This is a genomic window from Pantoea sp. X-Soil-ISGK-259 (assembly GCF_059730705.1).
Genome location: NZ_AP035986.1, coordinates 2,371,908 through 2,398,115 on the forward strand (window position 1 = coordinate 2,371,908; position 26,208 = coordinate 2,398,115).

Below are 26,208 nucleotides of genomic sequence, written 5' to 3' on the forward strand. Positions count from 1 at the left end.
GTATTGTGTGTGTTCTTATAAGGGCAGCACCGCGTATCGCTGCCTGTTCAAAATGATAACGCACGGAGTATAAACTGTTTTATTCGCTTGTCTCAGACTGAAGGATGATAAGCAAATAACGCCGGTGCCCCGCCCGTATGAATAAACAGCAACGGACCTTCACGGCGGAAACGATTCTGGCTGATGCCATCCAGCAGTCCGGCCATCGCCTTGCCGGTGTAAACCGGATCCAGCAGTATCCCTTCCAGCTGCGCCAGCAGTTTTACCGCCGCCATGCCTTCATCATTCGGCTCGCCGTAGCGTGGCGCAAAATAGTCATCCCACAGGGTGATCGGTGCCTTAACCTGTACTTCCAGCTTCTCTGCCAGCGACTGACGCAGCCGCTCAACCAGCGGCAGCTGCGCGTCAACCTGACGTGAAACGGTGACGCCCACCAGCTCGGTTTCCGGCAGCAGATGCTCCAGTCCTACCGCCAGTCCGGCATGGGTGCCAGCACTACCGGAAGCAACGATCACGGCGGCGAAATCAACCACGCCTTCGCTCTGATGAGCGATCTCCTGTGCACACTCCACATAGCCTAGTGCACCCAGCGCATTTGAGCCGCCGACCGGCACGATGTAAGGACGAAAGCCCTGGGCTTCCAGCCGGGTTGCCTCTTCAGCCAGCTGTTCGGTGGGATTGTGCAGCGCATCCACCATGATCACTTCAGCATCCATCAGATCCAGTAACAGACGGTTGCCGTTGCTCAGGTAGTTTTCAGCGTGTGTACCGATCGGGTTTTCCAGCAGCGCTACGCACTTCAGGCCAAGCCGGGCAGCGACTGCCGCCGTCTGACGCACATGGTTGGACTGAATAGCGCCCGCAGTCAGTAACACATCGGCACCTTCACGCAGGGCATCGGCCGCCAGAAATTCCAGCTTGCGCAGCTTGTTGCCACCCATCGCGACAGGCGTGAAGTCATCGCGTTTGATGAAAATATCGCGCCCCAGATAATCAGAAAGCCGTGGCAGATGTTCTAACGGCGTCGGTGCGCCCAGCAGTTCAAGACGAGGAAATTGGTGTAACAAATGCAAAGACAATGCGGCCTCCGTTTGGGCACGGGAATTATCCTTACAGTGTTGCAGAAGATGCGAAAAGGATCACCCTTATTCAGGTGTCAGCAGATGCGGTGTGACGGAAGTGCAGGGAAAAAACCAGGAGGAAGAAGCGCCGTGCTCCCCCGCCCCTTTTTCCCGGCTGGCGGGAAAAGAGGATTGTGCCACAGGCACGCGGGGGAACAATCGGTGCAGATCAGGCTTACGCCTGCTGCCAGCCTAAGAACTGATCGTACTTGCGCAGCGCAATGCGGTAATTGTTATTACCGGCATCGGGCAAATCGCTTTCCAGACACTGATGCCAGCTATTTCCTTTAAGCTTTTCGGCCGGGAAATTTTTGGCTTTCAGCATCTCATCCAGTCGACGGAGACGCACCACATACTCACGAATCGTGCTCGGGCTCATCTCTGTCTGTTCAAACAGATACTGTTTAAACGCCATAATGTCGAAGTAATTAGGATGGGTATTGCAAAAAATATCACTACAAAAACGACAAAGCGCGGTCAGCTCGGGCTGAAGTTTCAGCCACAGCTGTTCATCAATCATCTGGTCCATCCGAGCGATGGCCTCTTTATTGATGATCTGGCCACGAAAAACGAGCGCCATTCGATCTAATACCTTGCCACAGTGTGAACAATTGCTCTGGCTGTGTTTATAGTCTTTAAGATAACGACTTAACGGTCTGGCTTTGGTCTTGGCTCCCATTACTGAGTCCCCGGTTTCTTATAATTTTGAATCGCCAGGAACTGATACTGCTAGCGCGCTCCCGCAAGTCGGGCCCGCAGGCGTTTAATCGCCTGACTGTGCAGCTGGCTGACACGGGATTCACCCACATCAAGCACCGCACCAATCTCTTTCAGGTTCAGTTCTTCCTGGTAGTACAGTGTCAGCACCATCTTTTCACGATCGGGTAACGCTTCGATCGCTTCAATGACGCGCTCACGCAGACTCCCTTCAAGCAACTGGTGAAGTGGATTGGCTTCTTCATGGCCTTCCGTCACCAGCTCCGCGCTGTCGCCGTGCTCTTCCCGATACTCGTCGTAGGAGAAAAGTTGACTGTTGTTGGTGTCCAGCAGGATCTGCCGGTACTCCTCCATTGAAACGTTCAGCTGCTGCGCGACTTCCTGCTCGGAAGCAGAACGCCCCAGCGACTGTTCAACTCTGTGCATTGCGCCAGCCACCTCACGTGCGTTACGACGCACGCTGCGTGGTGCCCAGTCCCGACTGCGAAGCTCATCGAGCATTGCGCCACGAATACGCTGCACGGCGTAGGTGGTAAAGGCTGTACCCTGAAGCGCGTCGTAGCGCTCTACGGCATTTAACAGCCCTATCCCACCTGCCTGCAGCAAGTCGTCAAGCTCAACACTTGCCGGCAGGCGAACCTGCAGACGCAACGCTTCATGACGCACCAGCGGCACGTAGCGCTGCCAGAGCGAATGCTTGTCCATCACGCCTTCGGCGGTATAGAAATCGTTCACGTTGACTACCCTGCGTTAATGAAGTTATCGGCATGATTATGCAATTCTGTAGCGTTTTCGATTGACTGAATAGGCGGGGTAAAACGAGGCTATTTCATTTTTGTTAAGTCAGGGTGCATATCGTTCTGCACCCATCAATAGAAATTAACGACGGGCGCGAAGCCGTTGCCGCGTGGCGGGTGGTACGGCGGCCCACAGGCTACAGACGCGACCATCCAGCTCCTGATACCAGGGCGCGATATGCTGCCGCGCCTCCTCGCCAGGGTGCACCTGAATCTCTCCCGACTCACCATTTATACTAATCAGTCGGTTAATAAATAACCGCTGTAAATCGCTGCGTAAAAAGAGGCCATTATCGATGCTGTTATCGGCAAGGATACCGTCATCGCCTTCCTGTGTGTCGATATGGCAGGCTTCCACCCACGGCCAGTTATGGCGTTCGGTCAGCTCGGTTCCGGTCATTACACAGGCGCCGTAGCGGGCTTTTACCCCGGCACTGAATTCCGCCTGACTGGCGCGCTGCAGCACCCGCGCTTTAACCCGACGTCCGACTTCAGTACCCGGCATGACCGCCGCAGGGACTTTGTGCTGCGGCGTACTCAGCACCACGATGAACTGAATGCGCTGCGACTGCGGAAAACAGGGATCGGCCTGCGGACTGAAGAGCTGCCAGTAAGCGTCATCATCATCCTGATGCATCAGCACCAGTTTGTAGCCGCGACTGTTAATCAGGTTCTGCGCCGTAGCGGATTGCGGATCGATCATCGCGAAAACCTGGCTGCTGCCCATCACTTTCCACAGGTTTTCGCGCTTCTCGTTCTCGCTGCGACGGAAATAGAGGAAAGAGAGATTCTGCTTCAGGTAGTGCTCAAAGCGACGCAGGTAATTTTTTCGCTCGTTGTCATGGGAGATGAACAGCAGGTCCTCCAGCGGACTGTTACTCTCCTCCTGTGCAAACACCGCACGAATTTTTAGCGTACGCAGGCCCGTTGAGGGACTGAGCAACGCGCGGGCTGTCAGCTCTTTCTCATCAGGGTATTGCAAAGCATAACGCCGGGCGATCTCGTCGAAGGTCAGCCGCTCGCCCGGTAACAGGTCGTAATTGAAGCGCATAGACACTCCACAAAGTGAAAATCAAAATTGATGTTGTTCTGTAGAGAGTTATCGGCAGGCGTGGGGGGAACTGTAACGGGGTTGGGTGATCATCATTGTCTGGCTAAAATAAGCCATGGGCTGCGAAAACTTATGAGCAGGACGAATACGCTTACGCACCCATCCCCCCACTTTTAATGATCTTTACGGGTTAGCCATGCAGGCAGTTCCCCCGGCTGATAAATCCATTTTGCATTGACTTCACGATAGATATCTTCACCCAGGCTGCGTAACAAAATTGGATTACTGATCATTTTTTTAATCATAAATCGCCACTGGGACGTTTTATTTTTAATGCGCTTAACGCTCATTATCTCTTTATACGCATCATGATCGCTGGCAAGCACCGGATAACCACAAGCCCCTAACTGCGCAATAACCCGATGCCCTTCCGCCTGATTCAGTAGAGAATCTGAAAGGTGTGCAAGCGCAAGATTTAACCTGAGCGACTGAAAGATCTCCGGCAATCTGTTTTGCGGCACTTTACGATGATATTCGTGAATAGCTGTTTTCCACGCGTCAGGACAGGCACCGTAGACAATCCAGCAGACATCTTCGCTCATCTCTTTGAGAAGTAACTCAATATGTCGCCAGTCTTCCGGTTGCAGATCCGACAGCACGATCCCCACTCTTGGCTTATCGTTATTTTGAGGTAGAAAGTGACGAGCCCGGTTGAGATGCTGCCAGTCTGTCCCGAGTTCGTCAGCCTGAAGGACGACGTTTTTGTGGCTGAAAAGCTTCAACGCAGCGGGATTTCTCACTACCAGTAGATCGGTATTCCGCAGGATCTCATTACGGCCAGACTGCTGACAGTTAATGCTGAACGATGCACAGGCCACCTCAGTGATAAAGCAGGTATCCGGAAAAAGACGCCTGTTCCTTAACAGCCGCAAGTGTCTGTGGGCCATCACATCGCTCATAAAAATAGTCAGCTGTAACAGAAAAAGAGATCCTCTTCGGTTTCATTAAGACGATTACCATTGAGCAGCGCTTCATGTTTTGACAAGAATTTAATTAACCGATCTGCGTTTTGCGCTTTTTCAGACCATCTGAAAAAGTGATCAGCGAGCCCGAAAAGTTATACGGTGCCGGAGTGCATCAGGGCTGCCATGCCTTTGCCCACATGTGCAGATTATCCCCGGTCAGCATCCAGTTGCGTCGGATCTCAGCCTGCAGTTCTATCCCCATTTTTGCGCTCGCATCGGGATCAGCCAGGTGCATCCGGATAGCATCTCGCCAGTCAATAAACCGGTTATTGACGCGGGTAACCGACAGGTTATCGTCCCGATAGCAGGCCACGTTGCTGCAAATCACCGGCACGCCACAGGCACCATATTCCAGTAGTCTCAGATTACTTTTACAGGCGTTGAAGATGTTGTCTTCGACCGGTGCCAGTGCCAGATCGAGATTCAGAGACGCGAGCGCTGCAGGATAAAGCGCAAGATCAACGCCACTGTGTATTTCATGCACGTAGGGGCGGAGTTTATCCGGACACATCCCCATAAAGACCCATTCTACTTCTTGCGAAAATTCCCGGACAATGTCGAAAATCATTTCAAGATCACCCCGATGGCTCACACCACCAGCCCAACCCACTCGGGGTTTTTTACCCTGCTGACGCAGTGAGTGAAGCTGTCCCCACGCCGCTGAGGGAAGACGATTTTTCACTACTACGATATCCGGATGCATATCCCGCATTGCATCGGCCAGTGGCGCGGTAGAAACCACAAAGCGATCAAAGAAGCTCAGGCTTTTACGTATTAATTTTGCCGTTTCCTGCTTATAAGCGTGACGCCCATGATGTTTCATGGGCAAATTGATGATGTAATCGTCCAGCTCAAACACTTTAAAGACGTTATGAAGTTTACTGACCCGCTCCATCCAGTTATGAAATGCCGGTGCATACCGGCGCTGGATAATCAGACTATCGGGTCTGAACTGCCCCATTTCACTCAATGTCAGCAGCGTCATGCCGCTTGTTCCCTGAGCAACGCCTTCCGCTATCATCGCCTCAAGCGGTTGTGTAATACGGTAGTGTCCGCAACCGTAAATGTCGGCATTATGCGCCAGGAAGGTGGGCAGATTTTCTGCTCTGACCGGCAGCCAGTTAATATCGTCATTTCTCAATTCGAAGTGGCGACTTCTCAGTGACAGGTTGGGGTTATATGCAGGATCGCAGGCGATAACCGGCATCCAGTCAGCATACATTTTATCTTCTTCCAGTTGTTTTAATTTACTGGAAGTTTGCACAGTTTCATCCGGGAACGGACTGGTGCGTGACGCAGGACGATGCAGTCGGGCATAAGGTGTCCAGACGGTCAGATAGCCCTGTTCCCGTGCCCTCAGACATAGATCAACGTCAGCATATAAGCGCTTATCCTGATCGAATCCTCCCAGCTCATCGAATACCGATTTCCGCATCAGCATCAGATCACCCGAAACAGCACTATAATTCTGGTCGACATTCATGCGCCCAAGATAGTTGGCATCGTTGTCGTCATTGCCCCTGAAGACTTCACCCACAGCACCATTTACGCCCAGGACATAGCCCGCATGCCTGATCTTGTTGTCAGATGAGAGATGCTTGCCACCCACGGCAAATACTTCGGGTCGCAGCCCATGATTCAGAAGATTGTCGAGCCATTCACCGTCAGTGACCGCCATTTCAGAGTGCATGAAAAGCAGATAGTCACCTGTAGCCTTTTCTGCAGCGAGATTAGACATGAGGCTGTGACTGAATTTGCCGTTAAAGCTCGCCGTTTTTATACGTGCGGGGTCGACGTTACTGATAGCCGATAACCATTCGTCCCGCTCAGGCGTTCCCTGGTTATCGCAGATGATGATCAGTTCATAATTGTGATAAGTGGTTTTTTCCAGCACAGTGGTTACGCTGCTGATCAGCGACGCGAGGTGCCAGTTAGCCAGAATAACGATTGATACAAGCGGCTTTTGGTGGTGATTGTAACGTAAACGGTAATTAAAGAATTTATCAAGCGCCGCCCGTCCCTCGGGGTAGCCACGGTTATGCAAATGCCGCTCAATAATGGCCACATCTTCCAGGATATCCCTGCTTTTCAGATGGCCAGTTAATAATGGCTCAGCGAGGTGACCAATACCGTCAAAACCCTGTGATTCAATCAGCTTAACAATCAGATCAAACTCGGCCGACGCGGGATAATCGGCATCCAGCCCTTCCGCCGCTAATAGCAGTTCCCGGCGGAACAACCAGTGTTCCGCCATCGTTTTGGGTGAGCTGAGCAGGAGATCGAGATTAAAATCCGGGCGGAACGCAGCACCCAGTGGTACATCATCAATGTAAAAAAATTCATCCGCATAGAGCGCTAAATATGGGTTTTGAACAAGCAGCATTTTACTCAATGCGATGACACCGGAGGCGTGCAGAACACTTGTCGCTTCAACAAACATGACCCAATGTTCATCACGTTGATGAATGATTTGGTTGATGACACTGATTCGGCTCTGCTCTGTTGCGGCATAGCATTCAGCATTTGTTTCGGGAACAATGCCGATGGCAACGATAACCGGTTCAAACCGGACACCCGCTGTCGCAGTCTGACTGATCGAATGCAACAGTGTATCCAGACCGGCGACGGTCTCTGCGGTAACCGTAACGACGACCAGCACGCTGACGGGAGGTGTGTGCGTCGCGGCGAGATCCATTACTAGGGTTTGCTGCAACGGATTCAGGGTGCGTGAATTTCGCCACGTCGCGAGCGTGCTTAGCGTAAAGTTCTTCTGCTGTTCTTCAAAAAGATTTTTGAGGCTGAACAGATCCGGTTGTTCAGGTGAAGCTACGCGCGCCAGATGGGGCGGATGGTCAACATCGATAAACCAGCTTTCATTACGGATCTTTTCATATAATGTCTCGCGCCCAATGCTGAATATATCGTTACTTTCACGCTGATGCGGCTGGAACTCCACGTCTGAAGCGCGCACGCTGCACAGCGGCATGGCAACCCAGAGCAGGTGGCTGTGGCTCAAAAGATGGTGAAAAATCACCAGCGCCGGAATCGCCTGCAATGCTGGTTCTCCGGTGGTGAGCAAAGAGTGATCGATAAAGCTGTTGTTGAGATCGTCGCGGTAAAACAGCGCGGCGGTCATCTCTCCCGGCAGACTGTACGCTTTCAGGGTCTGATTACGCAGAAAATCCTGGCCATTGATAATACTGTTTTCACTGTTCAGGGCCGATGTTGAGATAAGCTCGGGCAGCACTTCACCCTGTGGACCTTTCCGTTCCCGACGCGAGATCGCCACACGGCATGACGGGTGTGCAGTTAAGCCTGAGACTAATGTGGAGACGCAGAGAGGTTTCAGAAGATCGGCATCTGACAGGAACTTGATATATTTTCCGCGCGCTGCGCTGACGGCAGCCTGATAAACCGGCATCGTCCCGTTATCGATTTTTAAATAGCGGAGAAGGTGATCGTATTTGCCAAGATAACCCTCCAGCTTCTTATGAATAAAAGGAGCGTCACTGTAATCAGCCACAATGATTTCAAAATGCGGGTAATCCTGGCTGAGCGCGCTGTCGAGTGCGTCGGTAAACCAGGCTGAAGCCTCTGCGGTAATGATGATGCTGACAAGATCATGTTGATGCATTTTACTCTCTCTCACTGACTCCTCTTAGTCATGATCGACTGAGAGCAGCGCACATTTTGCTTAAGCATAATCTTTGTGGCTGGGTTCAATCGGAGAAGTAAAACAGCAAAGAGGGGTTAATCTGCCAGAATGGCTAGACGTACCCGTTTTTCAGCCCCTAAAAAAAACCCCGCCGAAGCGGGGTTTTCACGTTGATTCTGAGGGAATCGATTAGCCCTGCAGCAGAGACAGAACCTGCTGTGGAACCTGGTTAGCTTTTGCCAACACTGAGTTACCAGCCTGCTGTACGATCTGCGCTTTAGACATGTTTGAAACTTCAGTTGCGTAATCAGCATCCTGGATACGAGACTGTGCAGCTGACAGGTTAGTTGTGGTGTTGCTCAGGTTAGTCACGGCTGAGTTCAGACGGTTCTGAATCGCACCCAGTGAAGAACGGAACTTATCTACGCTTGCAATAGCATCATCCAGTTTAGCCAGTGGGCTTGCAGATGCGCCAGTGGTCAGGCTGGACAGGCTCATGTTAGTGGTGTCAAGTTTGAACGCCGCAGTGCCTGCAGTTGTAGTGGTATCTGCTGACTGTGGGTCAACCGCAACATAGAAGGACTGAGACGCACCGCTGGCGATATCGATACCATTTGCTTTCAGGTTGTTGGTTTCAGCAGGACTTGCTGATGCAACGGTCACTTTAGCGAACATTTTGCCGTTGTCATCTTTGTAGACATTAGTTCCGTCAACAGTCACACCTGAAGCTGCCACACCCAGACGGGTAGACAGTGCATCGGTAGTAGATTCCTGAACAGTTGCGCCAGTTACGTTGGTAGTAGTACCGTAAGCAGCTTTGAATTCAGGTGCGCCCGCTGTACCAATAGTGCCTACAGGGCCGTTCACGTTGAAGCTATCCAGACCCAGAGTTTTGGAGTCGATTTTCTTCAGGTCGATAGTGATGGTTTCGCCGTCGTTAGCGCCAACCTGGATGTTCATTTTGCCGTCTTTAGCCAGCACGTTCACGCCGTTGAACTGAGTCTGGCCAGATACGCGGTCAATCTCGTCCAGACGTGATTTGATTTCGTCCTGGATTGAAGATTTGTCAGAATCAGAGTTAGTACCGCTTGAAGCCTGTACAGTCAACTCACGGATACGCTGTAAGTTGTTGTTGATTTCTGACAGCGCGCCTTCAGTAGTCTGCGCAGCAGAGATACCGTCGTTGGCGTTACGAGCAGCCTGAGTCAGGCCCTTGATGTTAGAGGTGAAACGGTTGGCAATTGCCTGACCAGCAGCGTCATCTTTCGCGCTGTTGATACGTAAACCAGAAGACAGACGCTCCATTGAAGTAGACAGAGCTGACTGGTTCTTGTTGATGTTGTTCTGAGTGATCAGCGAGAGGCTGTTGGTATTAATGACTTGGGCCATGATGAATTTTCCTGTTAATCAAGTCTTTCGGTTAAGGTGTGGGCTTCAACCCGCCGGCTTCAGCGCCGTCAAAGTTGTTATCGTCTGCCGTTTAACAACCTTTAGAATTTTTTTAGTACCAGGCGAATTTTTCTGCTTCAACCTGTCACGTTTTAAGTTATCGCCACCCGTCCGAACTTCTTTAGACTTAATTCATTAATTTTCTAGCCGCTGAATTACCCTTCTCTATAGTGCTTATTTACCTCATTACCCTAAGGCAAATAACCTTAAACTTTCCTTATTCAAGGCCGATAACCCAGGTATCAATTTCTCTGTCGACCTTATAAAGGAATTAACATGGCTAGTATAAGCAATCTCGGTGTCGGTTCCGGCCTGCCACTCAGTACCATGCTTGACAGTTTGACCACCGCTGAAAAAGCGTCACTCACACCGATTTCAAAACAGCAGTCGGCTTACACGTCCAAGCTCAGTGCCTATGCCACGCTGAAAAGTTCACTGACAACTTTTCAGACCGCGAACACCAAGCTGAACAGTGCTGACCTGTTTACTGCTACGACCGCAAACAGCAGTTCGACGGCATTCAGTGCCACCACCTCTGGCAGCAGCACCGTGGCCGGTAAATATGCCATTAACGTCACACAGCTGGCACAGGCGCAGGTACTGACCTCTGCGGTACAGAGCAGTAACACTGCCGCACTGGGCGACAGCTCGGTAGCCAGCCGCAGCATTGCGATTACATTAAAAGATGGCACCAGTAAAAGTGTGGCGCTCTCGGCCGATCAGACCTCTCTAACCGGTATGCGTGACGCTATCAATGGCGCCAACGCTGGTATTACCGCCAGTATTATCAAGGTGTCAGACGGCAGCTTCCGTCTATCAATGAGTGCCAATAAAACCGGCAGCGACAATGCGGTGGCGACGATTGCCGTTACCGGTGACAGTACGCTACAGGGGATTGTGGGTTTTGACGCATCCGCCAGCAGCAATGTGATGACTGAAAGCGTTAAAGCACAGAATGCGCAACTTACGGTAAACAACGTTGCCATTGAGAACAGCAGCAACCAGATCAGTGATGCGCTTGAAGGGATTACCTTAAATCTGACTGCTCAGACGGCTGGCAGTCAGACGCTTACCATTACCAAAGACACCTCCAAAGCCTCCAGCGCCGTCAGTGCCTGGGTAGATGCCTACAATACGTTGCTGGATCAGTTCAATACTCTGACCAAATTCACCAAAGTGGATACAAACAGCGACGCTCAGGACTCCAGCAATGGTGCCCTGCTAGGTGACAGCACGTTGCGCACGATTGAAACACAGCTGAAAAGCATGCTCACCAATGCGCAGAGTACATCCACTTTCAAATCACTGAGCCAGATAGGTGTTAACACCGATCCGACCACGGGCTCATTAAAACTGGACTCGACAAAGCTGAGCAGCGCACTGGATAAAGATGCTGCTGGCGTAAAAGCGATGATCGTGGGTGACGGTAAAACCGGCATCGCCGCTAAAATTGACAGCAAACTGACTGACTGGTTGGCATCTAAAGGAATTGTTCAGGCTGCCACCGATGGCGTCAGCAAGACACTGAATACCTTAACTGCGCTCTATAACACCACCAGCGATCGTATTGACGCGGATATCGCACGTTACAAGACACAGTTTACTCAGCTGGATATGGCCATCAGTAAACTCAACTCGACCAGTACGTATCTGACGCAGCAGTTCGATACGTCAAGTTCTTCAAGTAAATCCTAGGAGTGACCATGTACAGCGCTACAGGCACCAAAGCCTATGCAAAAATTGGCGTAGAAAGCGCCGTCATGAGCGCCACCCAGCAGCAGCTGGTGGGTATGCTGTTCGACGGCGCACTGAGCGCGTTAATCCGCGCCCGCTTGTTTATGCAGGATGGCAATATTGAAGGCAAAGGCAGCTCGATCTCCAAAGCAATCAATATTATCGAAGCAGGTCTGAAAGAGGGCCTGCTTGAAAACAGTGGTGATGAACTGGCAGACAATCTACTGGATCTTTACAACTACATGACCCGTCGCCTGCTGCATGCCAACCTGCACAATGATGTTGCAGCGGTCGAGGAGGTCGAAGGCCTGCTGCGCAATATCGCGGACGCGTGGAAAGAAGTAGTTCAATCTCACCTGATTCAGGACGCCGTTTAATGACCACTGCACCGCATCTGATTACCGTTTACCAACAGTTACTCGATCTCAGCCAGGGAATGCTGCGTCATGCAGTACAGGGCGAATGGGATGAATTGATCAGCAGGGAGATGGAGTATGTCAGTGCGGTGCAGAACTTGGCCCAATCGACAGAAGCTGTGTCGCCTTCATCGCAGACGCAGGAGCAGTTACGCCCGGTGCTGCGTCGTATACTGGATAACGAAAGCGAAGTAAAACGTCTGCTGCAGGCGCGGATGGATGAGCTGGCCTCGCTGGTAGGTCAGAACACCCGTCAGAAATCGGTCATGTCTGCCTACAGTAGTCAGGGCGGCTTAGTCATGGTGCCGCGCGAAACGCTCTCCTGATCCCCTTCTCTGCTACGCCGCCAGATTTATTTCTCTGCGCGGCGTCTCTTTTCTGCCGCTTACTCCATACTTGATTCTCATCATCCCCTGGAGTGTGGTACATGCAAAACCCAACGTTATTACAGTTTTTCCATTGGTATTACCCGGATGGCAGCAAACTGTGGCCTGAGGTCGCCGATCGTGCAGCCTGGCTCAGCGAAATTGGAATCAGTATGGTGTGGTTACCACCCTGCTACAAAGGGGGTTCAGGCGGCTATTCAGTCGGTTACGACAGTTACGATTTGTTCGACCTCGGGGAATTTGATCAAAAAGGCGGTGTTGCCACCAAATATGGCGACAAAACGCAATTACTGGCGGCGGCAGAGGCCCTGCGCAGCCACAACGTTGGTGTAGTGCTGGATGTGGTGCTGAACCACAAAATGGGCGCTGATGAGAAAGAGGCGATCAGTGTTAACCGCGTCAACCCGGATAACCGTGATGAAATCTACGAAGAGGTTGTCGAGTGCGAAGCCTGGACGAAATTCACTTTTCCGGCCCGTGCCGGGGAATATTCTAAGTTTGTCTGGGATCACAAGTGCTTTAGCGGCGTAGACCACATTGAGAATCCGGACGAAAACGGCGTGTTTAAAATCATCAATGACTATACCGCCGAAGGCTGGAACGATCAGGTCGATAACGAACTGGGTAACTTCGACTATCTGATGGGTGCCAACATCGATTTCCGTAACAATGCGGTCCGGGAAGAGCTGAAATACTGGGCGCGCTGGGTGATGGAACAGGTGCCCTGCACCGGCTTTCGTCTGGATGCGGTAAAACATATTCCGGCCTGGTTCTACAAAGAGTGGATCGAGCATATTCAGGAGGTTGCTGAAGAGCCGATGTTTATCGTCGCGGAATACTGGTCATTTGAAACCGAGAAACTGCAGGAGTATGTGCATCAGGTGGAAGGTAAAACCATGCTGTTTGATGCCCCACTGCATATGAACTTCCATCAGGCTTCCACCGCGGGCAGCGCCTATGACATGAGCCAGATTTTTGCTAATTCGCTGGTCGTGGCTGATCCCTGGCATGCCGTGACGATCGTCGCCAACCACGACACCCAGCCGTTGCAGTCTCTGGAAGCGCCGGTTGAAGCCTGGTTTAAGCCACTGGCTTATGCGCTGATCCTGCTGCGTGAACAAGGTGTGCCCACCATTTTTTATCCTGATCTGTTCGGGGCAACCTACGAAGATGAAGGCGGCGACGGTGAGACGCATAAAATAGAGATGCCGGTGATCCCTGAACTTGAGGGGTTGATCAGGGCGCGTCAGCAATATGGCTGGGGCGTTCAGACCGACTATTTTGATCATCCTAACTGCGTGGCATTCAGCCGCAGCGGCACTGAAACGCAGCCAGGCTGTGTGGTGATCATGTCGAATGGCGATGCAGGTGAGAAAAGCGTTCCGATGGGTGAAGGTTTTGCCGGTAAGGTCTGGCGGGATTATCTGGGTAACCGTGAAGAGACGATTACCGCCGACGAGCATGGCACAGCGGTCTTTGCCTGTAACGGTGGCAGCGTCAGCGTCTGGGTCATCGCAGAATAAGTTAGCAGCAAAATTAGGGATGCAGTGAAAACGAAAACCGCCCCGGCAGACAAGTGCGTGAACGGCACTCTACCTGTTGGGGCGGTTTTGCTATGGATCGACTGTTATGACTTCGCGTTATTCTCGGTAATCGCCGTGCGCAACAGTTGCGGTTCGATGTTCTGAATCACGGCGGCTTTTGGCTGCTTTGCGACTTCTTCCAGTGCCTGCTGACACTCTACTGTCGGACGCGCCACTTTGCGCAGAGTCATCCTGTCGTAGCTCAGCTCGCCATTATCGACCACCAGCGGCATCACCCGTATCTTACGTGTGACATTCACATAATCGCCATTTAATCGGGTCAGTTTGCCCGGCTTCGCGATCACCCGCATCCACTGACGGCAATCCAGCGTGCTGCCATCGGCATTAATGATCAGACTGGCTATCGCTTTGTTGCTGATCAGGCTGCTCTGTGGGCCGACGGTTTGCCAGGTCCCCTGCAGATCAGCAGGTGCCGGTGTCTGCACCGCATTTTCATAATCGTTGATTTGCGCACAACCACTCAATGCCAGCGCGGCAATCAGCATCCACTTTTTCATGTTTAATCCCTAAGATCACGTCAATGGCGGCTACGTTATAATTTTTCCACCGCGTTACGCAAGATATCTGGATGTTAAGACGCCACACAGACGATGATTGCGGCAGAACGAAACCCGTAGTGAGGTCTGCATAAAGCATTTTAACCGGAAAATTGTTGGCGAAGCAGGTTCATCTCTTATCTTTGCCGCGCCTGACAAGCAGGAGACAACCCGCTACACTGACGCGCTGCAATAGATTTTCAGGAATATGAATATGAAAACGCCAGAAGCTTACTATGCCCAGGCACGCGAGATGTTTTTTACCGCGCATCCAGACTTTCAATCCGCACTTGACGAATTAACTGAAAGCGATGCCCGCGCCGCCAACCTGTCATTGCGCCAATTGCGCGAATGGCATGCCGAACGTATCTATGCGGCCTTTTTGCGCCAGAAGAATCTGGATGGAATGATCTTCTCCATTCAGCTCGCTGAGCCAGATAAAGCGGTGGCGGCTGAAGCGATCGAGACTTATCTCAAATCTCACGCTGAATCATTGGGTATGAGCTGGGAAGAGTTTTGCATTAAAAACGAATTGTAATACGCGCTGCAGAGAAGAGGCCGGTAAAGCACAACGCCTGCCAGCATGAAAGTAGCTGAAGAATGTGTACCCGGTTAAGAGAGTAGTCACTTTTCCGCAGGACTCGGATCATGACCATCCCTGAACGACGCCTGCGCCTGCACTGCCTCTGAAGATGTTGATAAATATCCATCTCCAGAGGCGAATTTTTCCTGCCCTACTCTCTCTCTTCCGTCGCTTTACCCTTCACTTCAACATAACTTGCCACAGCCAGCAGACGATTAATGTGCGTCAGCAGCAGATCAACATCCGATTGCAGAAACCCGGTCGACGATTGCGAAGCGGTAATGATGGCATCCTGCACCGTTTCTGAAATGGTCAGCGAGTTGTCCTGTTTCGCCTGCACCAGCAGCGCTGCAACCAGCAGGGACTGCGCTTCAAGCTGCGCCGTCAACTCTTTTGCATCGACATCCATCTTTGCCAGTTTTAGCAGAATATCTATTACCAGTTGTCGCATCGCGGACCTCCTGAAAAGTAAGCCGTCATTATGTCGTGATGCGTGCGCATTTTTCCAGTTGAAGATCGTGTTTTACACGACATAAAAATTTACGCGAAATCACGCGCCATGCCTTGCCACTGTTTTTATTTACAGTATTATATGTCAGCGATTTTGCCCTGAATGGATTGCCATCATGTTTGTTGAGTTGATTTATGACAAGCGCAACGTTGCCGGTTTACCGGGTGCCCGCGAGATGATTCGTGAGGAGCTGGAAAAGCGGGTGCATCGGGTGTTTCCTGACATTGAAGTTAAGGTCAAGCCGATGGAACGTAACGCGATTGATACTGATTTGAGTAAGAACGATAAAGCGACGGTTGCGCGGATTGTTGAAGAGATGTTCGACGAAGCGGAGATGTGGCTGGTGGCCGATTAATCCTTTACCGGCCACCGCATAAGTTAGCGGGAGATGACTTAGCTCTCCTGCTCGCTGTGATTAATTTCAATCTCAATGTCCTGAATGGCGGCATCCAAATCTTCCAACAGCTTGCCCTGCTTATTCAGCAATGCATCGATTCGGTCGGCGTTCGTCTTATCTTTGTATTCACCGGCGTCAAACGCTAACCAATGGCTGGACAGCGTTTCGGTGTTGGTCTGCGCATAGTGGCGCATCTCTTTTAGCTGAGACGTCACATCACGCAGATAGTCAGTTTTGGTCTTGGTTTCTGTTGAATCGCTCATGCTAAATTTCCTTCTGGTCAGTTATCCAAAGTGGTTAGGCTTAGCGGTTCATCGACCGGCCAATCATCGGGCCTGCATTCAGGTACAAAATGTTGCCCCGAGATTTAAAACTAGTCGATAATAGCGAAGCCGCACTAAGAATAATCGGAAGTTACGGTGTCTGGCCCGGTTTTGCGGACGTCTGGTTGTCTTCAGAAACGACCTCTTTCACTCTACTCAGTGTTTTATCAGCGGTACGATCCGGTATCACATCAAGCTTATGTTGTAATGCTGTGACCTTATCCGTCAGCACCTCGACCCTTTCATCACGTCGTGCCGCTATTGCCCGGTAATCCGCCCTAATCTCCTCGACTCGTTTGTTTGCGGTATTACTGACATAAAGAAAAATAATCGTCATCAGGATGCAAATCATCGAACAACTGAGAAGAATGCAGCCGAGGATAACTTTACGCCTGTATGATATTGGAGCCCTGGTATTATCAATCATTGCCATTGCTGCGATCCTCCAGAGTTGAGATAAGCCGATCAACTTCATTACGAAATTTGTCGTTTTGATCGGTTTCGGTCATTGCTAGCAAAATCCCTACCGCATTCTTGATTAACCGAAGATCGGTTTCGAGTGTCGAAATTCGCCGCAAATTCCTGTCGTGCCGTTCGCGTAATTCATCGTTTTCCTCCCGTATCAGCAGGTTGCTCTCTTTCAGCAACACCACCTGCTCTTTGTAGCTGGTAATAATTTCGCCGCCCGCTCGGTTACTGGTTACGATTGACGCGATACCCGCCAATAACGGTTTCCAGAACAGTGCTGCTGCGCCTCCACCCAGAACTAACGCTCCCATACTGGTAATCAGACTACTTTCCATGCCATACCCCTTTTTCCGGTTAGGTCGCTGGAACATATTGCGTGCTGAAAAGCCACGTCCTCCGCTTGAAATTTAAGTTTACTTAAATACCATGCTTAAGTATACTTAAATCACTTTCAACCAATATGTCAAGCTTATGAAAAACGAAACGCTGGGTGACCGAATCCGCCTCCGACGGAAATCACTGCAATTAACGCAGAAGCAATTGGCACAACAGGTAAAAGTGTCCCATGTAGCGATTTCGCAATGGGAAAAAGAGGAGACGCTTCCGCGCGGTGAGAATCTGCTACGGCTCGCCGAAGCGCTGGGTTGTGCCCCGGCTTTTCTGATAGATGGGGATGGCCCTGTTTTCAGCGAAAGTGCTTATGGCGGTCTTCACCAGATTCCGCTGCTTAATCAGCGTGATGTGACACGATGGCTTTCGGATGACAGTTCAGTCCGACACGAATTGCTGATGCACAACGATATGGCGCTTTCACAACAGAGCTTTGCCTTTCGTGTAGAAGAACAGGCAATGATGCCCGCGATTGTGCGGGATGATGTGGTGATCATCGATCCGCAAGTTTCACCCCAGCCTGGCGATAGCGTGCTGGCATTACAGCAGCAGATTGCTCTGATCCGTACCTGGCGGCAACGTAGTAGTGAAGGTGGCGTTACGCAGTTTGAGCTGGCCCCCATTAACATCAACTTTCCTGAATTGCATTCCAGTCGGGAGAACCTGAAGCTAATTGGTACGGTGGTGGAACTGCGCCGCTACCGGCAGTCATAAAAAAACCCGCCAATGCGGGTTAATTTTTTATCGTACAACCGTGGCCAGGGTCCGGGTCTGGTAACTACAGGGCGTCGGTGAGTTGATCCACGACCACATTGCCCTGCAGATCGGTCTGCATAATGCGGTAGTTCACTGGCCATGAGCGGCGGGTACTGAGTTTATCGAACAGTGTGACACCGCCTTTTTTAACTCCCTGACGGTTAACAATAATCCACTCGGTCACTTCTTCCTGACCACGATTTCTCAGGCTTAGCGAGCCTTGTTCAATTAACTGATCTTCTGCTTCAATCTTTAAATGATCTCGTAACATATTTTCTATCTCCTGGTAACGGAGGCCACTATATGCTTTTAATTAATCAGTTCAATCGAATTTATTTATCGATGTTTTTATCGACCTGGAATGTGACCTGTCGCAAGCGATATGGCAAGTTTGTCCATTTCTGCATCAGGAATTTCCCGTTAGCATTGAGCTGCTGTACACCAAAACATCGAAAGATAACATGTTCAGTATGAGAGAAACTCCGATTAGCCCGCTTCTGGCGGGCTTTTTTTTGCCTTTAATTCCATGCTAATGCGGGATCTCAGGGCTGGTCTAGACTTAAACGACTGGGACAACAGGAGTGAATTATGTTTAAGCACAATACGAATGAAGAACGTAAGAAAGAAGGTGATGTCAGCAAAGGCCTGCCCGAAGCAGCACCTAACGCGGGTAATGCGTATGAGGAAGATGATCATCCCGCCACCGATGCACCAAAAGACCATGGTGAAGTGCCGCGGAAAAATGATGACAGTCAGGATGATAAGAAAGATCCCTATAAAGCAACCTGAAGGGTAAGAGGCGCGCCCGGTGGGCGCGCTGGTCAGCATCAGGATTTAATATAATCTGTCAGCTGATGCTGATGTGTAACCAGCCACTCAGGAAAATGTTCAGCGGTAATCGGCACTATTTCCATCCTTCTTGGGCAATTCCAGATATCAATGTTGTTCTCAACGCAGCGCCGGATATGATCCGGGTTATTGAATTCAGGACAGTTATGTTCGGTATGTGAAATCGACGCAATTTTTCACTTATGCGTTCATCGCTCATTACCCATGAAAAATGCCATCCTCCATCCTTAATGACTTTCGTTCGCCAGCCGAGCCATTTCCAGCGCAACCAGCTGTCGCGTATGGGTGTTCCACGGCGCTTAACGTTGCGCAGTAATTCCGGTTGTCCCATGAAAAAGGTTCGTAATGTTTTAAACGTCACCATTTTTGCCAGTGTGGCACAACGCGGTGTACCGTCATTGTTCAATACACGTACATTATATTTAAAATTGAAATATTGCTGGTGCAATGTTGTACAGAGGTGACGATGGCTAAAGGCTTTAATCGCTTCAGGTCGGGGAATTTCATCGACGTCTGACACAATAATAATATCATCATCCTGCGCGCCAGCCAGACCTTGCATAATCTGATTCCGTGCAGTGGATTCATTCTCCCAGGGATCGGTCTCGCCCGCCTTAACCAGAGAGCTATTCGACTGAAAGGCGTGCTGATAAAATACTGGCGCAATATCGTTGACGACATAAATAATTTTATCGCGAAAACGGTCGAATTTCTCAATGTCAAAATTAAGCTTGCATCGGCGTTTACCCGTAAAGGTATAAAGCGATTCAACAATGACAAACCGGTCAACAACATTCTCAAGCGTGTTCAGACGCATTTCAAGCAAAACATCTTCATCGTAGTATAAAAAACAGTCATAAATCATTGTCATCAGAGGCACTTAAGTAGAAAATTTTCATTAGGACAATGGTGTTAATGGCACTTAACAAACGTCTGCATACCTTTTTATAAGGCTGATGTATATGCGTCTGATAGATGCGGTATTTAATTGCGTTAAACTTTCCGTGTTTATAGTAATCTGGCTAACAATGTAACAGTGGAATAAAAAATTGTTGCGGCTAAAAGATATTCGATGCTTTATTTATCCGTCGGATGTTACATTTACTCAGCGACGCTAGCAATATTAAGCGCAAATTTTTGATTGAAAATCAGCGGGACAAGTGAGTTCCCGATGTTATTTGTCGACAAAATAATGCTTATGATTTAACAGATGAAGAAGATCATTATTGCCCTGAGCCTGCCCCTGCTGGCGGTCATGGATAGTGAACGGGTTGGGCTGCGCCTTTATATAAAACCGCTTATTTTGACGGTCTTGCCTTACCGGAATGGCACAAGACCGGAGATTCAATCTGGAGCAGGATGATCCGCTGCTTACTGGTTAAAAGCGGTTTAACATGGTGCAGGATAATGAAACACTAGCCTGGGTTGAAAGGACAAAGTTAAGTCATCACCAAACCAGTGCGACGTTTAACTATGATTCAAAAGCACCGGCTATCACTACTTCAGGGTTGCGATAATCACAGGCATTTGCAGTAATAACTCAACTTACTTAGCCGGCTCGCAATCATAGTCACCCCGAATGCGGATCTGACTCTGACTGGTGCGGACAATTTCTGCCCTCAACAACCCTTTGCCATCACGGTTTGTCTGCTCCATATCCACCATTCCCGGCGCTTTGCTATTTTTGACCCGGATTTTCACCGTTGCGTTGCTGTAGTCACCCTTCTCTCTGGCAAACGTCACTTTCTGGGTTTTTGCCCGTTCACCATTTACTGAGAACCAGCCACTCTTATCCTGCTTAAGGTAAAAGGGTCCGCACTGCATGGCGGCAATGCCGGGAGCTGATAGGCTAATCAACGATGCGATAAGGATAATTATTTTTAGCACTGTGCTGGCGTCCTGCTGATGGGCGATGAGTCGATAGCGCCGAAAAGTGAGGTGCCCGGTGCGTAACGACTAATAATGAACAGTATAGCCAATGACGCCTGCATTGACGTCAGTACAGGGTCATAGGCTTAGCAAAAGGACTGACATTATTGCTGACATTCAAGTCTGCTTATCTTAAGGCAAACAGAAAGATTTAATGCGCAGGTCAGTATAACTAAACCTGCATATTCATAATTTCGCTGTACGCCGACACCAGTTTGTTCCTGACCTGAATCCCCATCTGCATTGAGATTGATGATTTCTGCAGATCGACCATCACATCATTCAATGCGATGCCGGGTTTCCCCATTTCAAAATCCTGCGCCTGGGTGCGTGCGGTAGTCTGCGTCTCGCTGATCTTATCCAGCGCCGCTTTCATGGTCGCGCCGAAATCGATCTGATTGGGGGCTTCACTGCTGCGATTACTGGCCTGCAGTGAGGTCGCCTGTAGCTGCTGCAGTACGCCGTCAATTGCCTGAATGGACATGAACGATACCTTTTAAAGAGGGTGACATTTTTGATGTGAGCAAAAGTTAGCACGTTGTCAATGAGACAAAGCCGCTAAATAACATCAAAAACCCTACCTTATCCAGCCATCGAATTTTGCTTATCACCTAATAATGCCTGGCATTGAAGTGGAAATTTTATCTACGCAGGTCAGGGAGTCTGTTTTGCCATCTCAACTTACCCGGTCAATTACGTCAGGCAGGAAACGGTCATGAATGCGAGTACAGCCGCCACAACAGAACAAGAAAAGAAAGGCTTCGGTGACCTGTTAGCTCGCCTGCGCGCAAATCCGCGTATTCCTTTAGTCATCGCCGCGGCTGCTGTCATAGCAATCGTGATCGCGATGGTGCTCTGGGCGAAACAGCCATCTTATAGCGTCCTTTATAATAACCTCACTGATGAGGATGGCGGTGCCATCGTCACGCAGCTGACGCAGATGAACATTCCCTATCGCTTCGCCGAAAACGGCGGCGCATTAATGGTGCCTGAAGCGAATGTGCATGAGCTGCGTCTGCGTCTGGCTCAGCAGGGTCTGCCGAAAGGCGGCTCGGTAGGCTTCGAGCTGCTGGATAAAGAGAAGTTCGGTATCAGCCAGTTCAGCGAGCAGGTTAACTACCAGCGCGCGCTGGAAGGCGAACTGGCACGCACCATCGAATCGCTGGGCCCGGTCAAAAGTGCCCGTGTTCATCTGGCGATGCCTAAACCCACCTTATTTGTGCGTGAGCAGAAAGCGCCCTCCGCCTCTGTCACCTTAACGCTGCAACCTGGCCGTGCGCTGGACGAAGGTCAGATTCAGGCCATTGCCCACATGGTCTCAAGCAGCGTCGCCGGTTTACCGCCGGGCAACGTGACGGTGGTCGATCAGACCGGACGCCTGCTGACTCGTTCTGATTCTGCTGGTCGCGATCTGAATGACGCGCAGCTGAAATACTCCTCTGAAGTTGAAGCGCGTTACCAGCAACGTATTGAAGCAATCCTGAATCCGATTCTTGGCCAGGGCAATGTGCATGCGCAGGTTACCGCGCAGATTAACTTCGACACTGCCGAGCAGACTGACGAGAAATATCAGCCTAACGCTAATCCGTCGAACTCAGCGATTCGTTCGCGTCAGACCAGCACCAGTGATCAATCAGGCAGCCCTTATCCGGGCGGCGTGCCGGGCGCACTTTCTAACCAGCCGGCGCCAGCCAACACCGCGCCGGTGACGACGCCGAACAACAATGCAGCCAACGGTCAGGCCGCGAATGGTCAGAATAACGCGGCGAACAACGCCAGCCAGACCACCAGCACTGCACCGGCCAGCTCAGGCCCGACGAATTCACGTCGTGATGACACGGTGAACTACGAGCTGGATCGCACTATCCGTCATACAAAGGTTAACGTCGGCGACGTACAGCGCCTGTCGGTTGCGGTGGTGGTGAACTTCCGTGCAGATGATAAAGGCAAAGCCGTTGCGCTGAACGAACAACAACTGAAGCAGATTGAAGACCTGACACGCGAAGCGATGGGCTACTCCCAGAGCCGTGGCGACAGCATTAACGTGGTGAACTCGCAGTTTAACACCACTGAACCTGTGACCACTGATTTGCCATTCTGGCAACAGCAGTCCTTCTTTGATCAGCTGATGGATGCCGGTAAGTGGCTGCTGGTTGCTCTGGTCGCCTTCGTCCTCTACCGCAAGATGGTTCGTCCGCATCTGGTTCGCAAGCAGGCCGCAGAGAAAGCCGCTGCTGAAGCCGTTGCCGCCCGTGCCGCTACTGATCAGCCGCAGGAAGAAGCCTTTAATGTGCAGCTCAGCAAAGATGAGCTGGATCAGGAACGTAAGTCAAACAACCGCATGAGCGCAGAAGTGATGAGTCAACGCATCCGCGACATGTCAGAAAACGATCCGCGCGTCGTCGCGCTGGTAATTCGCGAATGGATGAGTAAAGAGCTATGAGTCTGACCGGAACCGAAAAAAGCGCCATCCTCATGATGACCATTGGTGAAGAGCGTGCTGCGGAAGTTTTCAAACATCTGAATCAGCGCGAGGTGCAGCATCTTAGTGGTGCGATGGCCAATATGCGTCAGGTGTCGCACAAACAGCTGACAGAGGTGCTGCGTGAGTTCGAAGCAGATGCTGAGCAGTTCGCGGCGCTGAGCCTGAACTCGAACGAATACCTGCGTTCGGTGCTGACACGTGCACTGGGCGAAGAGCGTGCCTCCAGCCTGCTGGAGGACATTCTCGAAACGCGCGAAACCACCAGCGGTATGGAAACGCTCAACTTTATGGAACCGCAGGCCGCCGCCGACCTTATTCGCGACGAGCATCCACAGATTATCGCGACCATCCTGGTGCACCTCAAGCGTGCCCAGGCTGCGGATATCGTGGCGTTGTTCGACGAACGTCTGCGTCACGATGTGATGCTGCGTATCGCGACATTCGGTGGTGTGCAGCCAGCCGCGCTGGCCGAACTGACCGAAGTACTGAACGGCCTGCTGGATGGTACCAACCTCAAGCGCGCGAAGATGGGCGGCGTGAGAACGGCAGCCGAGATCATCAACCTGATGAAAACGCAGCAGGAAGAGGCCGTTATCGAAGCGGTACGCGACTTCGATGGCGAACTCGCACAGAAAATTATCGACGAGATGTTCCTGTTCGAAAACCTGGTGGCCGTGGACGACCGCAGCATCCAGCGTCTGTTGCAGGAAGTGGAGTCCGAGCAGCTGCTGGTTGCACTGAAAGGTGCCGAACAGCCACTGCGCGAGAAATTCCTCAAAAACATGTCAGCCCGTGCGGCCGATATCCTGCGCGACGATCTGGCCAACCGTGGTCCGGTTCGGATGTCGGCAGTGGAAAACGAACAGAAAGCAATCCTGCTGGTGGTTCGCCGCCTGGCCGAATCTGGCGAGATGGTGATTGGTGGTGGCGAGGAAACGTATGTCTGATGCATTTTCTGCCCGCCCCTGGCAGCTGTGGCAGCCCAATGATTTAGGCCGTTTTGATGAGCCTGAACCGGAGCTGCAGCCAGAAATCTACGACGCTGAAGATGGCGATGGCGTTGATGAGCAGCAACAGCAGCTTGAACGTCTGCAGCAGCAGATGCGGAAAGAGGCACAGAGTCAGGGTTACAACGAAGGTTATCAGCAGGGTGTGACCGAAGGACAGAAAGCGGGCTATGACGCCGGTTTTCAGCAGGGTCTGGCCGATGCCCAGCAGCAGCAGGCGCCACTTCAGGCGCGGATGCAGCAACTGGTAACGGAGTTCCAGAACACGCTGGAATCCCTGGACAGCGTCATCGCTGCCCGTCTGATGCAGCTGGCGCTGGAAGCGGCTCGCTCGGTCATTGGTCAGGCGACCACGGTAGATGGCACCGCCCTGCTGCGCCAGATTCAGGGTTTACTGCAGCAGGAACCAATGTTCAGCGGCAAACCGCAGCTGCGTGTTCACCCGGATGATTTACAACGTATTGAGCAGACCCTGGGTCCGACGCTGGATCTGCATGGCTGGCGTCTGATCGCTGACAGCACCCTGCATCCTGGCGGCTGCAAACTCAGCGCAGAAGATGGCGACCTGGATGCCAGCGTCGCGACGCGCTGGCAGGAACTTTGCCGTCTTGCTGCACCTGGAGAAATTTAATGACCACCCGTCTGAATCGCTGGCTTGGCTCGCTCGACGCCTTTGAGAAACGGATCGCCCAGGTGCAGCCGGTGCGCCGTTATGGCCGCCTGACCCGCGCCACCGGCCTGGTGCTGGAAGCGACCGGCTTACAGCTGCCACTGGGTGCAACCTGTGTGATCGAACGCAACGATGGCAAAACCATCAGTGAAATCGAAAGCGAAGTGGTGGGATTCAACGGGCAGAAACTGCTGATGATGCCACTGGAAGAAGTGGACGGCATTTTACCGGGTGCGCGTGTCTATGCGCGCCAGAACGGTGAGAACCCGCAGGCAGGCAAACAGATGATGCTGGGCCCGGAACTGCTGGGCCGCGTACTTGATGGCAGCGGTCGACCGCTGGATGGCCTGCCGTCGCCGGATACCGGCTATCGCGCACCGCTGAACACCCCGCCGTTTAACCCGCTGCAGCGTACGCCGATTACCGACGTGCTGGATACCGGCGTGCGGGCGATTAACGCTCTGCTGACGGTCGGTCGCGGGCAGCGTATGGGCCTGTTCGCCGGTTCGGGCGTGGGTAAAAGCGTCCTGCTCGGCATGATGGCGCGCTATACCAAAGCCGACGTGATCGTGGTCGGTCTGATTGGCGAACGTGGCCGTGAAGTAAAAGATTTTATCGAGAACATTCTCGGTGCTGAAGGCCGTGCGCGTTCAGTGGTTATTGCCGCGCCGGCCGACGTGTCACCGCTACTGCGTATGCAGGGTGCCGCTTACGCCACCCGCATCGCGGAAGATTTTCGCGACCGCGGCAAGCATGTGTTGCTGATTATGGATTCCCTGACCCGCTACGCCATGGCGCAGCGTGAGATCGCCCTGGCAATCGGTGAACCGCCCGCAACCAAAGGCTATCCGCCTTCCGTGTTCGCCAAACTGCCTGCGCTGGTTGAGCGTGCCGGTAACGGCATCGACGGCGGCGGCTCGATCACTGCCTTTTATACCGTTCTGACCGAAGGCGACGATCAGCAGGATCCGATTGCAGACTCTGCGCGCGCCATTCTCGATGGCCACATCGTGCTGTCGCGCCGGCTGGGCGAAGCGGGTCACTATCCGGCCATCGATATTGAAGCCTCGATCAGCCGTGCGATGACGCATCTGATCGATGAGAACCACTATGCACAGGTGCGCCAGTTTAAGCAGTTGCTTTCCAGCTTCCAGCGAAACCGCGATCTGGTCAGCGTCGGCGCCTATGCCGCCGGCAGCGATCCGATGCTGGATAAAGCGATCACGCTCTATCCGCAGATGGAAGCTTTCCTGCAACAGGGCATCTTTGAGCGCAGCGATTATGACGACGCCAGCCTGCATCTGCATGCGCTGTTTGGCTAGTCACACGAATTAACACGAGGTAACGGC

Annotated in this window: 29 protein-coding genes; 13 read left to right on the forward strand and 16 right to left on the reverse strand. The window is 51.7% G+C overall.

Annotation, left to right across the window (positions count from 1 at the left end; all coding sequences use genetic code 11):
• Positions 1–92: 92 nt before the first annotated feature.
• From AC6I77_RS11285 to AC6I77_RS11315, 7 genes are all read right to left on the reverse strand, one after another.
• On the reverse strand, positions 93–1,079 hold the full coding sequence (locus AC6I77_RS11285) for a D-cysteine desulfhydrase (RefSeq protein ID WP_039660002.1): 987 nt from the start codon (positions 1,077–1,079) through the stop codon (positions 93–95).
• Between the two features lie 217 nt (positions 1,080–1,296).
• Positions 1,297–1,800 (reverse strand): flagella biosynthesis regulatory protein FliZ, encoded by a 504-nt coding sequence (gene fliZ / locus AC6I77_RS11290; RefSeq protein ID WP_008926851.1) that lies wholly within the window; start codon positions 1,798–1,800, stop codon positions 1,297–1,299.
• Between the two features lie 50 nt (positions 1,801–1,850).
• Complete coding sequence (locus tag AC6I77_RS11295) at positions 1,851–2,573, reverse strand: RNA polymerase sigma factor FliA (protein ID WP_003854529.1); 723 nt, start codon at positions 2,571–2,573, stop codon at positions 1,851–1,853.
• Between the two features lie 144 nt (positions 2,574–2,717).
• Positions 2,718–3,686: an HNH endonuclease signature motif containing protein gene (locus AC6I77_RS11300; RefSeq protein ID WP_039659999.1), complete on the reverse strand. Its 969-nt coding sequence runs from the start codon at positions 3,684–3,686 to the stop codon at positions 2,718–2,720.
• A 173-nt stretch (positions 3,687–3,859) separates the two neighbouring features.
• Positions 3,860–4,645, reverse strand: coding sequence for a hypothetical protein (locus AC6I77_RS11305; protein WP_497816938.1), 786 nt, complete (start codon positions 4,643–4,645; stop codon positions 3,860–3,862).
• 178 nt (positions 4,646–4,823) lie between these two features.
• Positions 4,824–8,345, reverse strand: coding sequence for a glycosyltransferase (locus AC6I77_RS11310; protein ID WP_497816939.1), 3,522 nt, complete (start codon positions 8,343–8,345; stop codon positions 4,824–4,826).
• Between the two features lie 210 nt (positions 8,346–8,555).
• On the reverse strand, positions 8,556–9,755 hold the full coding sequence (locus AC6I77_RS11315) for a FliC/FljB family flagellin (protein ID WP_497816940.1): 1,200 nt from the start codon (positions 9,753–9,755) through the stop codon (positions 8,556–8,558).
• Between the two features lie 336 nt (positions 9,756–10,091).
• Between AC6I77_RS11315 and fliD the strand changes: the two genes are divergently transcribed.
• The 4 genes from fliD (at position 10,092) to amyA (ending at position 13,874) form a co-directional block, all read left to right on the forward strand.
• Positions 10,092–11,510, forward strand: a complete 1,419-nt coding sequence (fliD, locus tag AC6I77_RS11320; protein WP_283543844.1) for a flagellar filament capping protein FliD — start codon at positions 10,092–10,094, stop codon at positions 11,508–11,510.
• Between the two features lie 8 nt (positions 11,511–11,518).
• On the forward strand, positions 11,519–11,926 hold the full coding sequence (fliS, locus tag AC6I77_RS11325; protein WP_039659990.1) for a flagellar export chaperone FliS: 408 nt from the start codon (positions 11,519–11,521) through the stop codon (positions 11,924–11,926).
• Entirely contained in the window at positions 11,926–12,291 is a 366-nt protein-coding gene (fliT, locus tag AC6I77_RS11330; RefSeq protein ID WP_039659989.1) for a flagella biosynthesis regulatory protein FliT, read from the forward strand. Before fliS ends, fliT begins: the two co-directional genes overlap by 1 nt.
• A gap of 101 nt (positions 12,292–12,392) precedes the next feature.
• Positions 12,393–13,874 (forward strand): alpha-amylase, encoded by a 1,482-nt coding sequence (gene amyA / locus AC6I77_RS11335; protein ID WP_105099077.1) that lies wholly within the window; start codon positions 12,393–12,395, stop codon positions 13,872–13,874.
• 104 nt (positions 13,875–13,978) lie between these two features.
• On the opposite strand, the gene yedD is transcribed toward amyA, so the two are convergent.
• Positions 13,979–14,452: a lipoprotein YedD gene (gene yedD / locus AC6I77_RS11340; RefSeq protein WP_497816941.1), complete on the reverse strand. Its 474-nt coding sequence runs from the start codon at positions 14,450–14,452 to the stop codon at positions 13,979–13,981.
• Positions 14,453–14,705: 253 nt separating this feature from the next.
• On the opposite strand from yedD, the gene AC6I77_RS11345 reads away from it, so the two are divergent.
• Positions 14,706–15,029 carry a DUF6388 family protein gene (locus AC6I77_RS11345; protein WP_008926858.1) on the forward strand — a complete coding sequence of 108 codons (324 nt, stop codon included), beginning with the start codon at positions 14,706–14,708 and terminating at the stop codon, positions 15,027–15,029.
• 196 nt (positions 15,030–15,225) lie between these two features.
• Here AC6I77_RS11345 and iraP read toward each other — a convergent pair whose 3' ends face one another.
• Positions 15,226–15,525, reverse strand: a complete 300-nt coding sequence (iraP, locus tag AC6I77_RS11350) for an anti-adapter protein IraP (protein WP_003854510.1) — start codon at positions 15,523–15,525, stop codon at positions 15,226–15,228.
• A 175-nt stretch (positions 15,526–15,700) separates the two neighbouring features.
• On the opposite strand from iraP, the gene AC6I77_RS11355 reads away from it, so the two are divergent.
• Complete coding sequence (locus AC6I77_RS11355) at positions 15,701–15,940, forward strand: DinI-like family protein (protein WP_003854508.1); 240 nt, start codon at positions 15,701–15,703, stop codon at positions 15,938–15,940.
• 38 nt (positions 15,941–15,978) lie between these two features.
• Here AC6I77_RS11355 and AC6I77_RS11360 read toward each other — a convergent pair whose 3' ends face one another.
• The 3 genes from AC6I77_RS11360 to AC6I77_RS11370 form a co-directional block, all read right to left on the reverse strand.
• Entirely contained in the window at positions 15,979–16,245 is a 267-nt protein-coding gene (locus tag AC6I77_RS11360; RefSeq protein WP_003854505.1) for a hypothetical protein, read from the reverse strand.
• A 151-nt stretch (positions 16,246–16,396) separates the two neighbouring features.
• Positions 16,397–16,738: a hypothetical protein gene (locus tag AC6I77_RS11365; RefSeq protein WP_033763175.1), complete on the reverse strand. Its 342-nt coding sequence runs from the start codon at positions 16,736–16,738 to the stop codon at positions 16,397–16,399.
• A complete protein-coding gene (locus AC6I77_RS11370) occupies positions 16,725–17,108 on the reverse strand; it encodes a hypothetical protein (protein ID WP_008926860.1) in 384 nt (127 codons plus the stop codon). The genes AC6I77_RS11365 and AC6I77_RS11370 overlap by 14 nt, the downstream gene beginning before the upstream one ends.
• A 136-nt stretch (positions 17,109–17,244) precedes the next feature.
• Here AC6I77_RS11370 and AC6I77_RS11375 point away from each other — a divergent pair, with 136 nt between their 5' ends.
• Positions 17,245–17,877, forward strand: a complete 633-nt coding sequence (locus AC6I77_RS11375; protein ID WP_110411322.1) for a helix-turn-helix domain-containing protein — start codon at positions 17,245–17,247, stop codon at positions 17,875–17,877.
• Positions 17,878–17,941: 64 nt separating this feature from the next.
• On the opposite strand, the gene AC6I77_RS11380 is transcribed toward AC6I77_RS11375, so the two are convergent.
• Positions 17,942–18,190: a hypothetical protein gene (locus tag AC6I77_RS11380; RefSeq protein ID WP_003854495.1), complete on the reverse strand. Its 249-nt coding sequence runs from the start codon at positions 18,188–18,190 to the stop codon at positions 17,942–17,944.
• Positions 18,191–18,507: 317 nt separating this feature from the next.
• Here AC6I77_RS11380 and AC6I77_RS11385 point away from each other — a divergent pair, with 317 nt between their 5' ends.
• A complete protein-coding gene (locus AC6I77_RS11385) occupies positions 18,508–18,708 on the forward strand; it encodes a hypothetical protein (protein ID WP_003854493.1) in 201 nt (66 codons plus the stop codon).
• Between the two features lie 115 nt (positions 18,709–18,823).
• Here AC6I77_RS11385 and AC6I77_RS11390 read toward each other — a convergent pair whose 3' ends face one another.
• Positions 18,824–19,639, reverse strand: a complete 816-nt coding sequence (locus tag AC6I77_RS11390) for a glycosyltransferase family 17 protein (protein WP_497816942.1) — start codon at positions 19,637–19,639, stop codon at positions 18,824–18,826.
• Between the two features lie 339 nt (positions 19,640–19,978).
• Between AC6I77_RS11390 and AC6I77_RS11395 the strand changes: the two genes are divergently transcribed.
• Positions 19,979–20,131, forward strand: coding sequence for a hypothetical protein (locus tag AC6I77_RS11395; protein ID WP_238329305.1), 153 nt, complete (start codon positions 19,979–19,981; stop codon positions 20,129–20,131).
• A gap of 182 nt (positions 20,132–20,313) precedes the next feature.
• On the opposite strand, the gene AC6I77_RS11400 is transcribed toward AC6I77_RS11395, so the two are convergent.
• Together AC6I77_RS11400 and fliE are read right to left on the reverse strand one after the other, a co-directional pair.
• Positions 20,314–20,655, reverse strand: a complete 342-nt coding sequence (locus tag AC6I77_RS11400) for a hypothetical protein (RefSeq protein WP_110411320.1) — start codon at positions 20,653–20,655, stop codon at positions 20,314–20,316.
• A gap of 214 nt (positions 20,656–20,869) precedes the next feature.
• On the reverse strand, positions 20,870–21,181 hold the full coding sequence (gene fliE / locus AC6I77_RS11405; protein WP_003854485.1) for a flagellar hook-basal body complex protein FliE: 312 nt from the start codon (positions 21,179–21,181) through the stop codon (positions 20,870–20,872).
• A gap of 231 nt (positions 21,182–21,412) precedes the next feature.
• Between fliE and fliF the strand changes: the two genes are divergently transcribed.
• From fliF to fliI, 4 genes are read left to right on the forward strand one after another with little or no spacing between them, the layout of a single operon-like run.
• Entirely contained in the window at positions 21,413–23,140 is a 1,728-nt protein-coding gene (gene fliF / locus AC6I77_RS11410) for a flagellar basal-body MS-ring/collar protein FliF (protein WP_008926873.1), read from the forward strand.
• Positions 23,137–24,129 carry a flagellar motor switch protein FliG gene (gene fliG, locus AC6I77_RS11415; protein WP_003854483.1) on the forward strand — a complete coding sequence of 331 codons (993 nt, stop codon included), beginning with the start codon at positions 23,137–23,139 and terminating at the stop codon, positions 24,127–24,129. The genes fliF and fliG overlap by 4 nt, the downstream gene beginning before the upstream one ends.
• Positions 24,122–24,820 carry a flagellar assembly protein FliH gene (gene fliH / locus AC6I77_RS11420; protein WP_003854482.1) on the forward strand — a complete coding sequence of 233 codons (699 nt, stop codon included), beginning with the start codon at positions 24,122–24,124 and terminating at the stop codon, positions 24,818–24,820. Before fliG ends, fliH begins: the two co-directional genes overlap by 8 nt.
• Positions 24,820–26,181, forward strand: coding sequence for a flagellar protein export ATPase FliI (gene fliI, locus AC6I77_RS11425; RefSeq protein ID WP_003854480.1), 1,362 nt, complete (start codon positions 24,820–24,822; stop codon positions 26,179–26,181). Before fliH ends, fliI begins: the two co-directional genes overlap by 1 nt.
• Positions 26,182–26,208 lie beyond the last annotated feature (27 nt).

Excerpts from the sequence above, each read along its gene's own strand:
- AC6I77_RS11315 (WP_497816940.1), bottom strand. The coding sequence starts at position 9,755 with ATGGCCCAAGTCATTAATACCAACAGCCTCTCGCTGATCACTCAGAAC.
- AC6I77_RS11305 (WP_497816938.1), bottom strand. The coding sequence starts at position 4,645 with ATGAGCGATGTGATGGCCCACAGACACTTGCGGCTGTTAAGGAACAGG.
- yedD (WP_497816941.1), bottom strand. The coding sequence starts at position 14,452 with ATGAAAAAGTGGATGCTGATTGCCGCGCTGGCATTGAGTGGTTGTGCG.
- AC6I77_RS11385 (WP_003854493.1), top strand. The coding sequence starts at position 18,508 with ATGTTTAAGCACAATACGAATGAAGAACGTAAGAAAGAAGGTGATGTC.
- fliT (WP_039659989.1), top strand. The coding sequence starts at position 11,926 with ATGACCACTGCACCGCATCTGATTACCGTTTACCAACAGTTACTCGAT.
- AC6I77_RS11355 (WP_003854508.1), top strand. The coding sequence starts at position 15,701 with ATGTTTGTTGAGTTGATTTATGACAAGCGCAACGTTGCCGGTTTACCG.
- AC6I77_RS11360 (WP_003854505.1), bottom strand. The coding sequence starts at position 16,245 with ATGAGCGATTCAACAGAAACCAAGACCAAAACTGACTATCTGCGTGAT.
- AC6I77_RS11300 (WP_039659999.1), bottom strand. The coding sequence starts at position 3,686 with ATGCGCTTCAATTACGACCTGTTACCGGGCGAGCGGCTGACCTTCGAC.
- fliI (WP_003854480.1), top strand. The coding sequence starts at position 24,820 with ATGACCACCCGTCTGAATCGCTGGCTTGGCTCGCTCGACGCCTTTGAG.
- AC6I77_RS11395 (WP_238329305.1), top strand. The coding sequence starts at position 19,979 with ATGAAGAAGATCATTATTGCCCTGAGCCTGCCCCTGCTGGCGGTCATG.
- iraP (WP_003854510.1), bottom strand. The coding sequence starts at position 15,525 with ATGCGACAACTGGTAATAGATATTCTGCTAAAACTGGCAAAGATGGAT.
- AC6I77_RS11365 (WP_033763175.1), bottom strand. The coding sequence starts at position 16,738 with ATGGCAATGATTGATAATACCAGGGCTCCAATATCATACAGGCGTAAA.
- AC6I77_RS11380 (WP_003854495.1), bottom strand. The coding sequence starts at position 18,190 with ATGTTACGAGATCATTTAAAGATTGAAGCAGAAGATCAGTTAATTGAA.
- fliE (WP_003854485.1), bottom strand. The coding sequence starts at position 21,181 with ATGTCCATTCAGGCAATTGACGGCGTACTGCAGCAGCTACAGGCGACC.
- fliS (WP_039659990.1), top strand. The coding sequence starts at position 11,519 with ATGTACAGCGCTACAGGCACCAAAGCCTATGCAAAAATTGGCGTAGAA.
- fliG (WP_003854483.1), top strand. The coding sequence starts at position 23,137 with ATGAGTCTGACCGGAACCGAAAAAAGCGCCATCCTCATGATGACCATT.
- AC6I77_RS11390 (WP_497816942.1), bottom strand. The coding sequence starts at position 19,639 with ATGACAATGATTTATGACTGTTTTTTATACTACGATGAAGATGTTTTG.
- fliH (WP_003854482.1), top strand. The coding sequence starts at position 24,122 with ATGTCTGATGCATTTTCTGCCCGCCCCTGGCAGCTGTGGCAGCCCAAT.
- AC6I77_RS11375 (WP_110411322.1), top strand. The coding sequence starts at position 17,245 with ATGAAAAACGAAACGCTGGGTGACCGAATCCGCCTCCGACGGAAATCA.
- fliZ (WP_008926851.1), bottom strand. The coding sequence starts at position 1,800 with ATGGGAGCCAAGACCAAAGCCAGACCGTTAAGTCGTTATCTTAAAGAC.
- fliD (WP_283543844.1), top strand. The coding sequence starts at position 10,092 with ATGGCTAGTATAAGCAATCTCGGTGTCGGTTCCGGCCTGCCACTCAGT.
- amyA (WP_105099077.1), top strand. The coding sequence starts at position 12,393 with ATGCAAAACCCAACGTTATTACAGTTTTTCCATTGGTATTACCCGGAT.
- AC6I77_RS11310 (WP_497816939.1), bottom strand. The coding sequence starts at position 8,345 with ATGCATCAACATGATCTTGTCAGCATCATCATTACCGCAGAGGCTTCA.
- AC6I77_RS11345 (WP_008926858.1), top strand. The coding sequence starts at position 14,706 with ATGAAAACGCCAGAAGCTTACTATGCCCAGGCACGCGAGATGTTTTTT.
- fliF (WP_008926873.1), top strand. The coding sequence starts at position 21,413 with ATGAATGCGAGTACAGCCGCCACAACAGAACAAGAAAAGAAAGGCTTC.
- AC6I77_RS11370 (WP_008926860.1), bottom strand. The coding sequence starts at position 17,108 with ATGGAAAGTAGTCTGATTACCAGTATGGGAGCGTTAGTTCTGGGTGGA.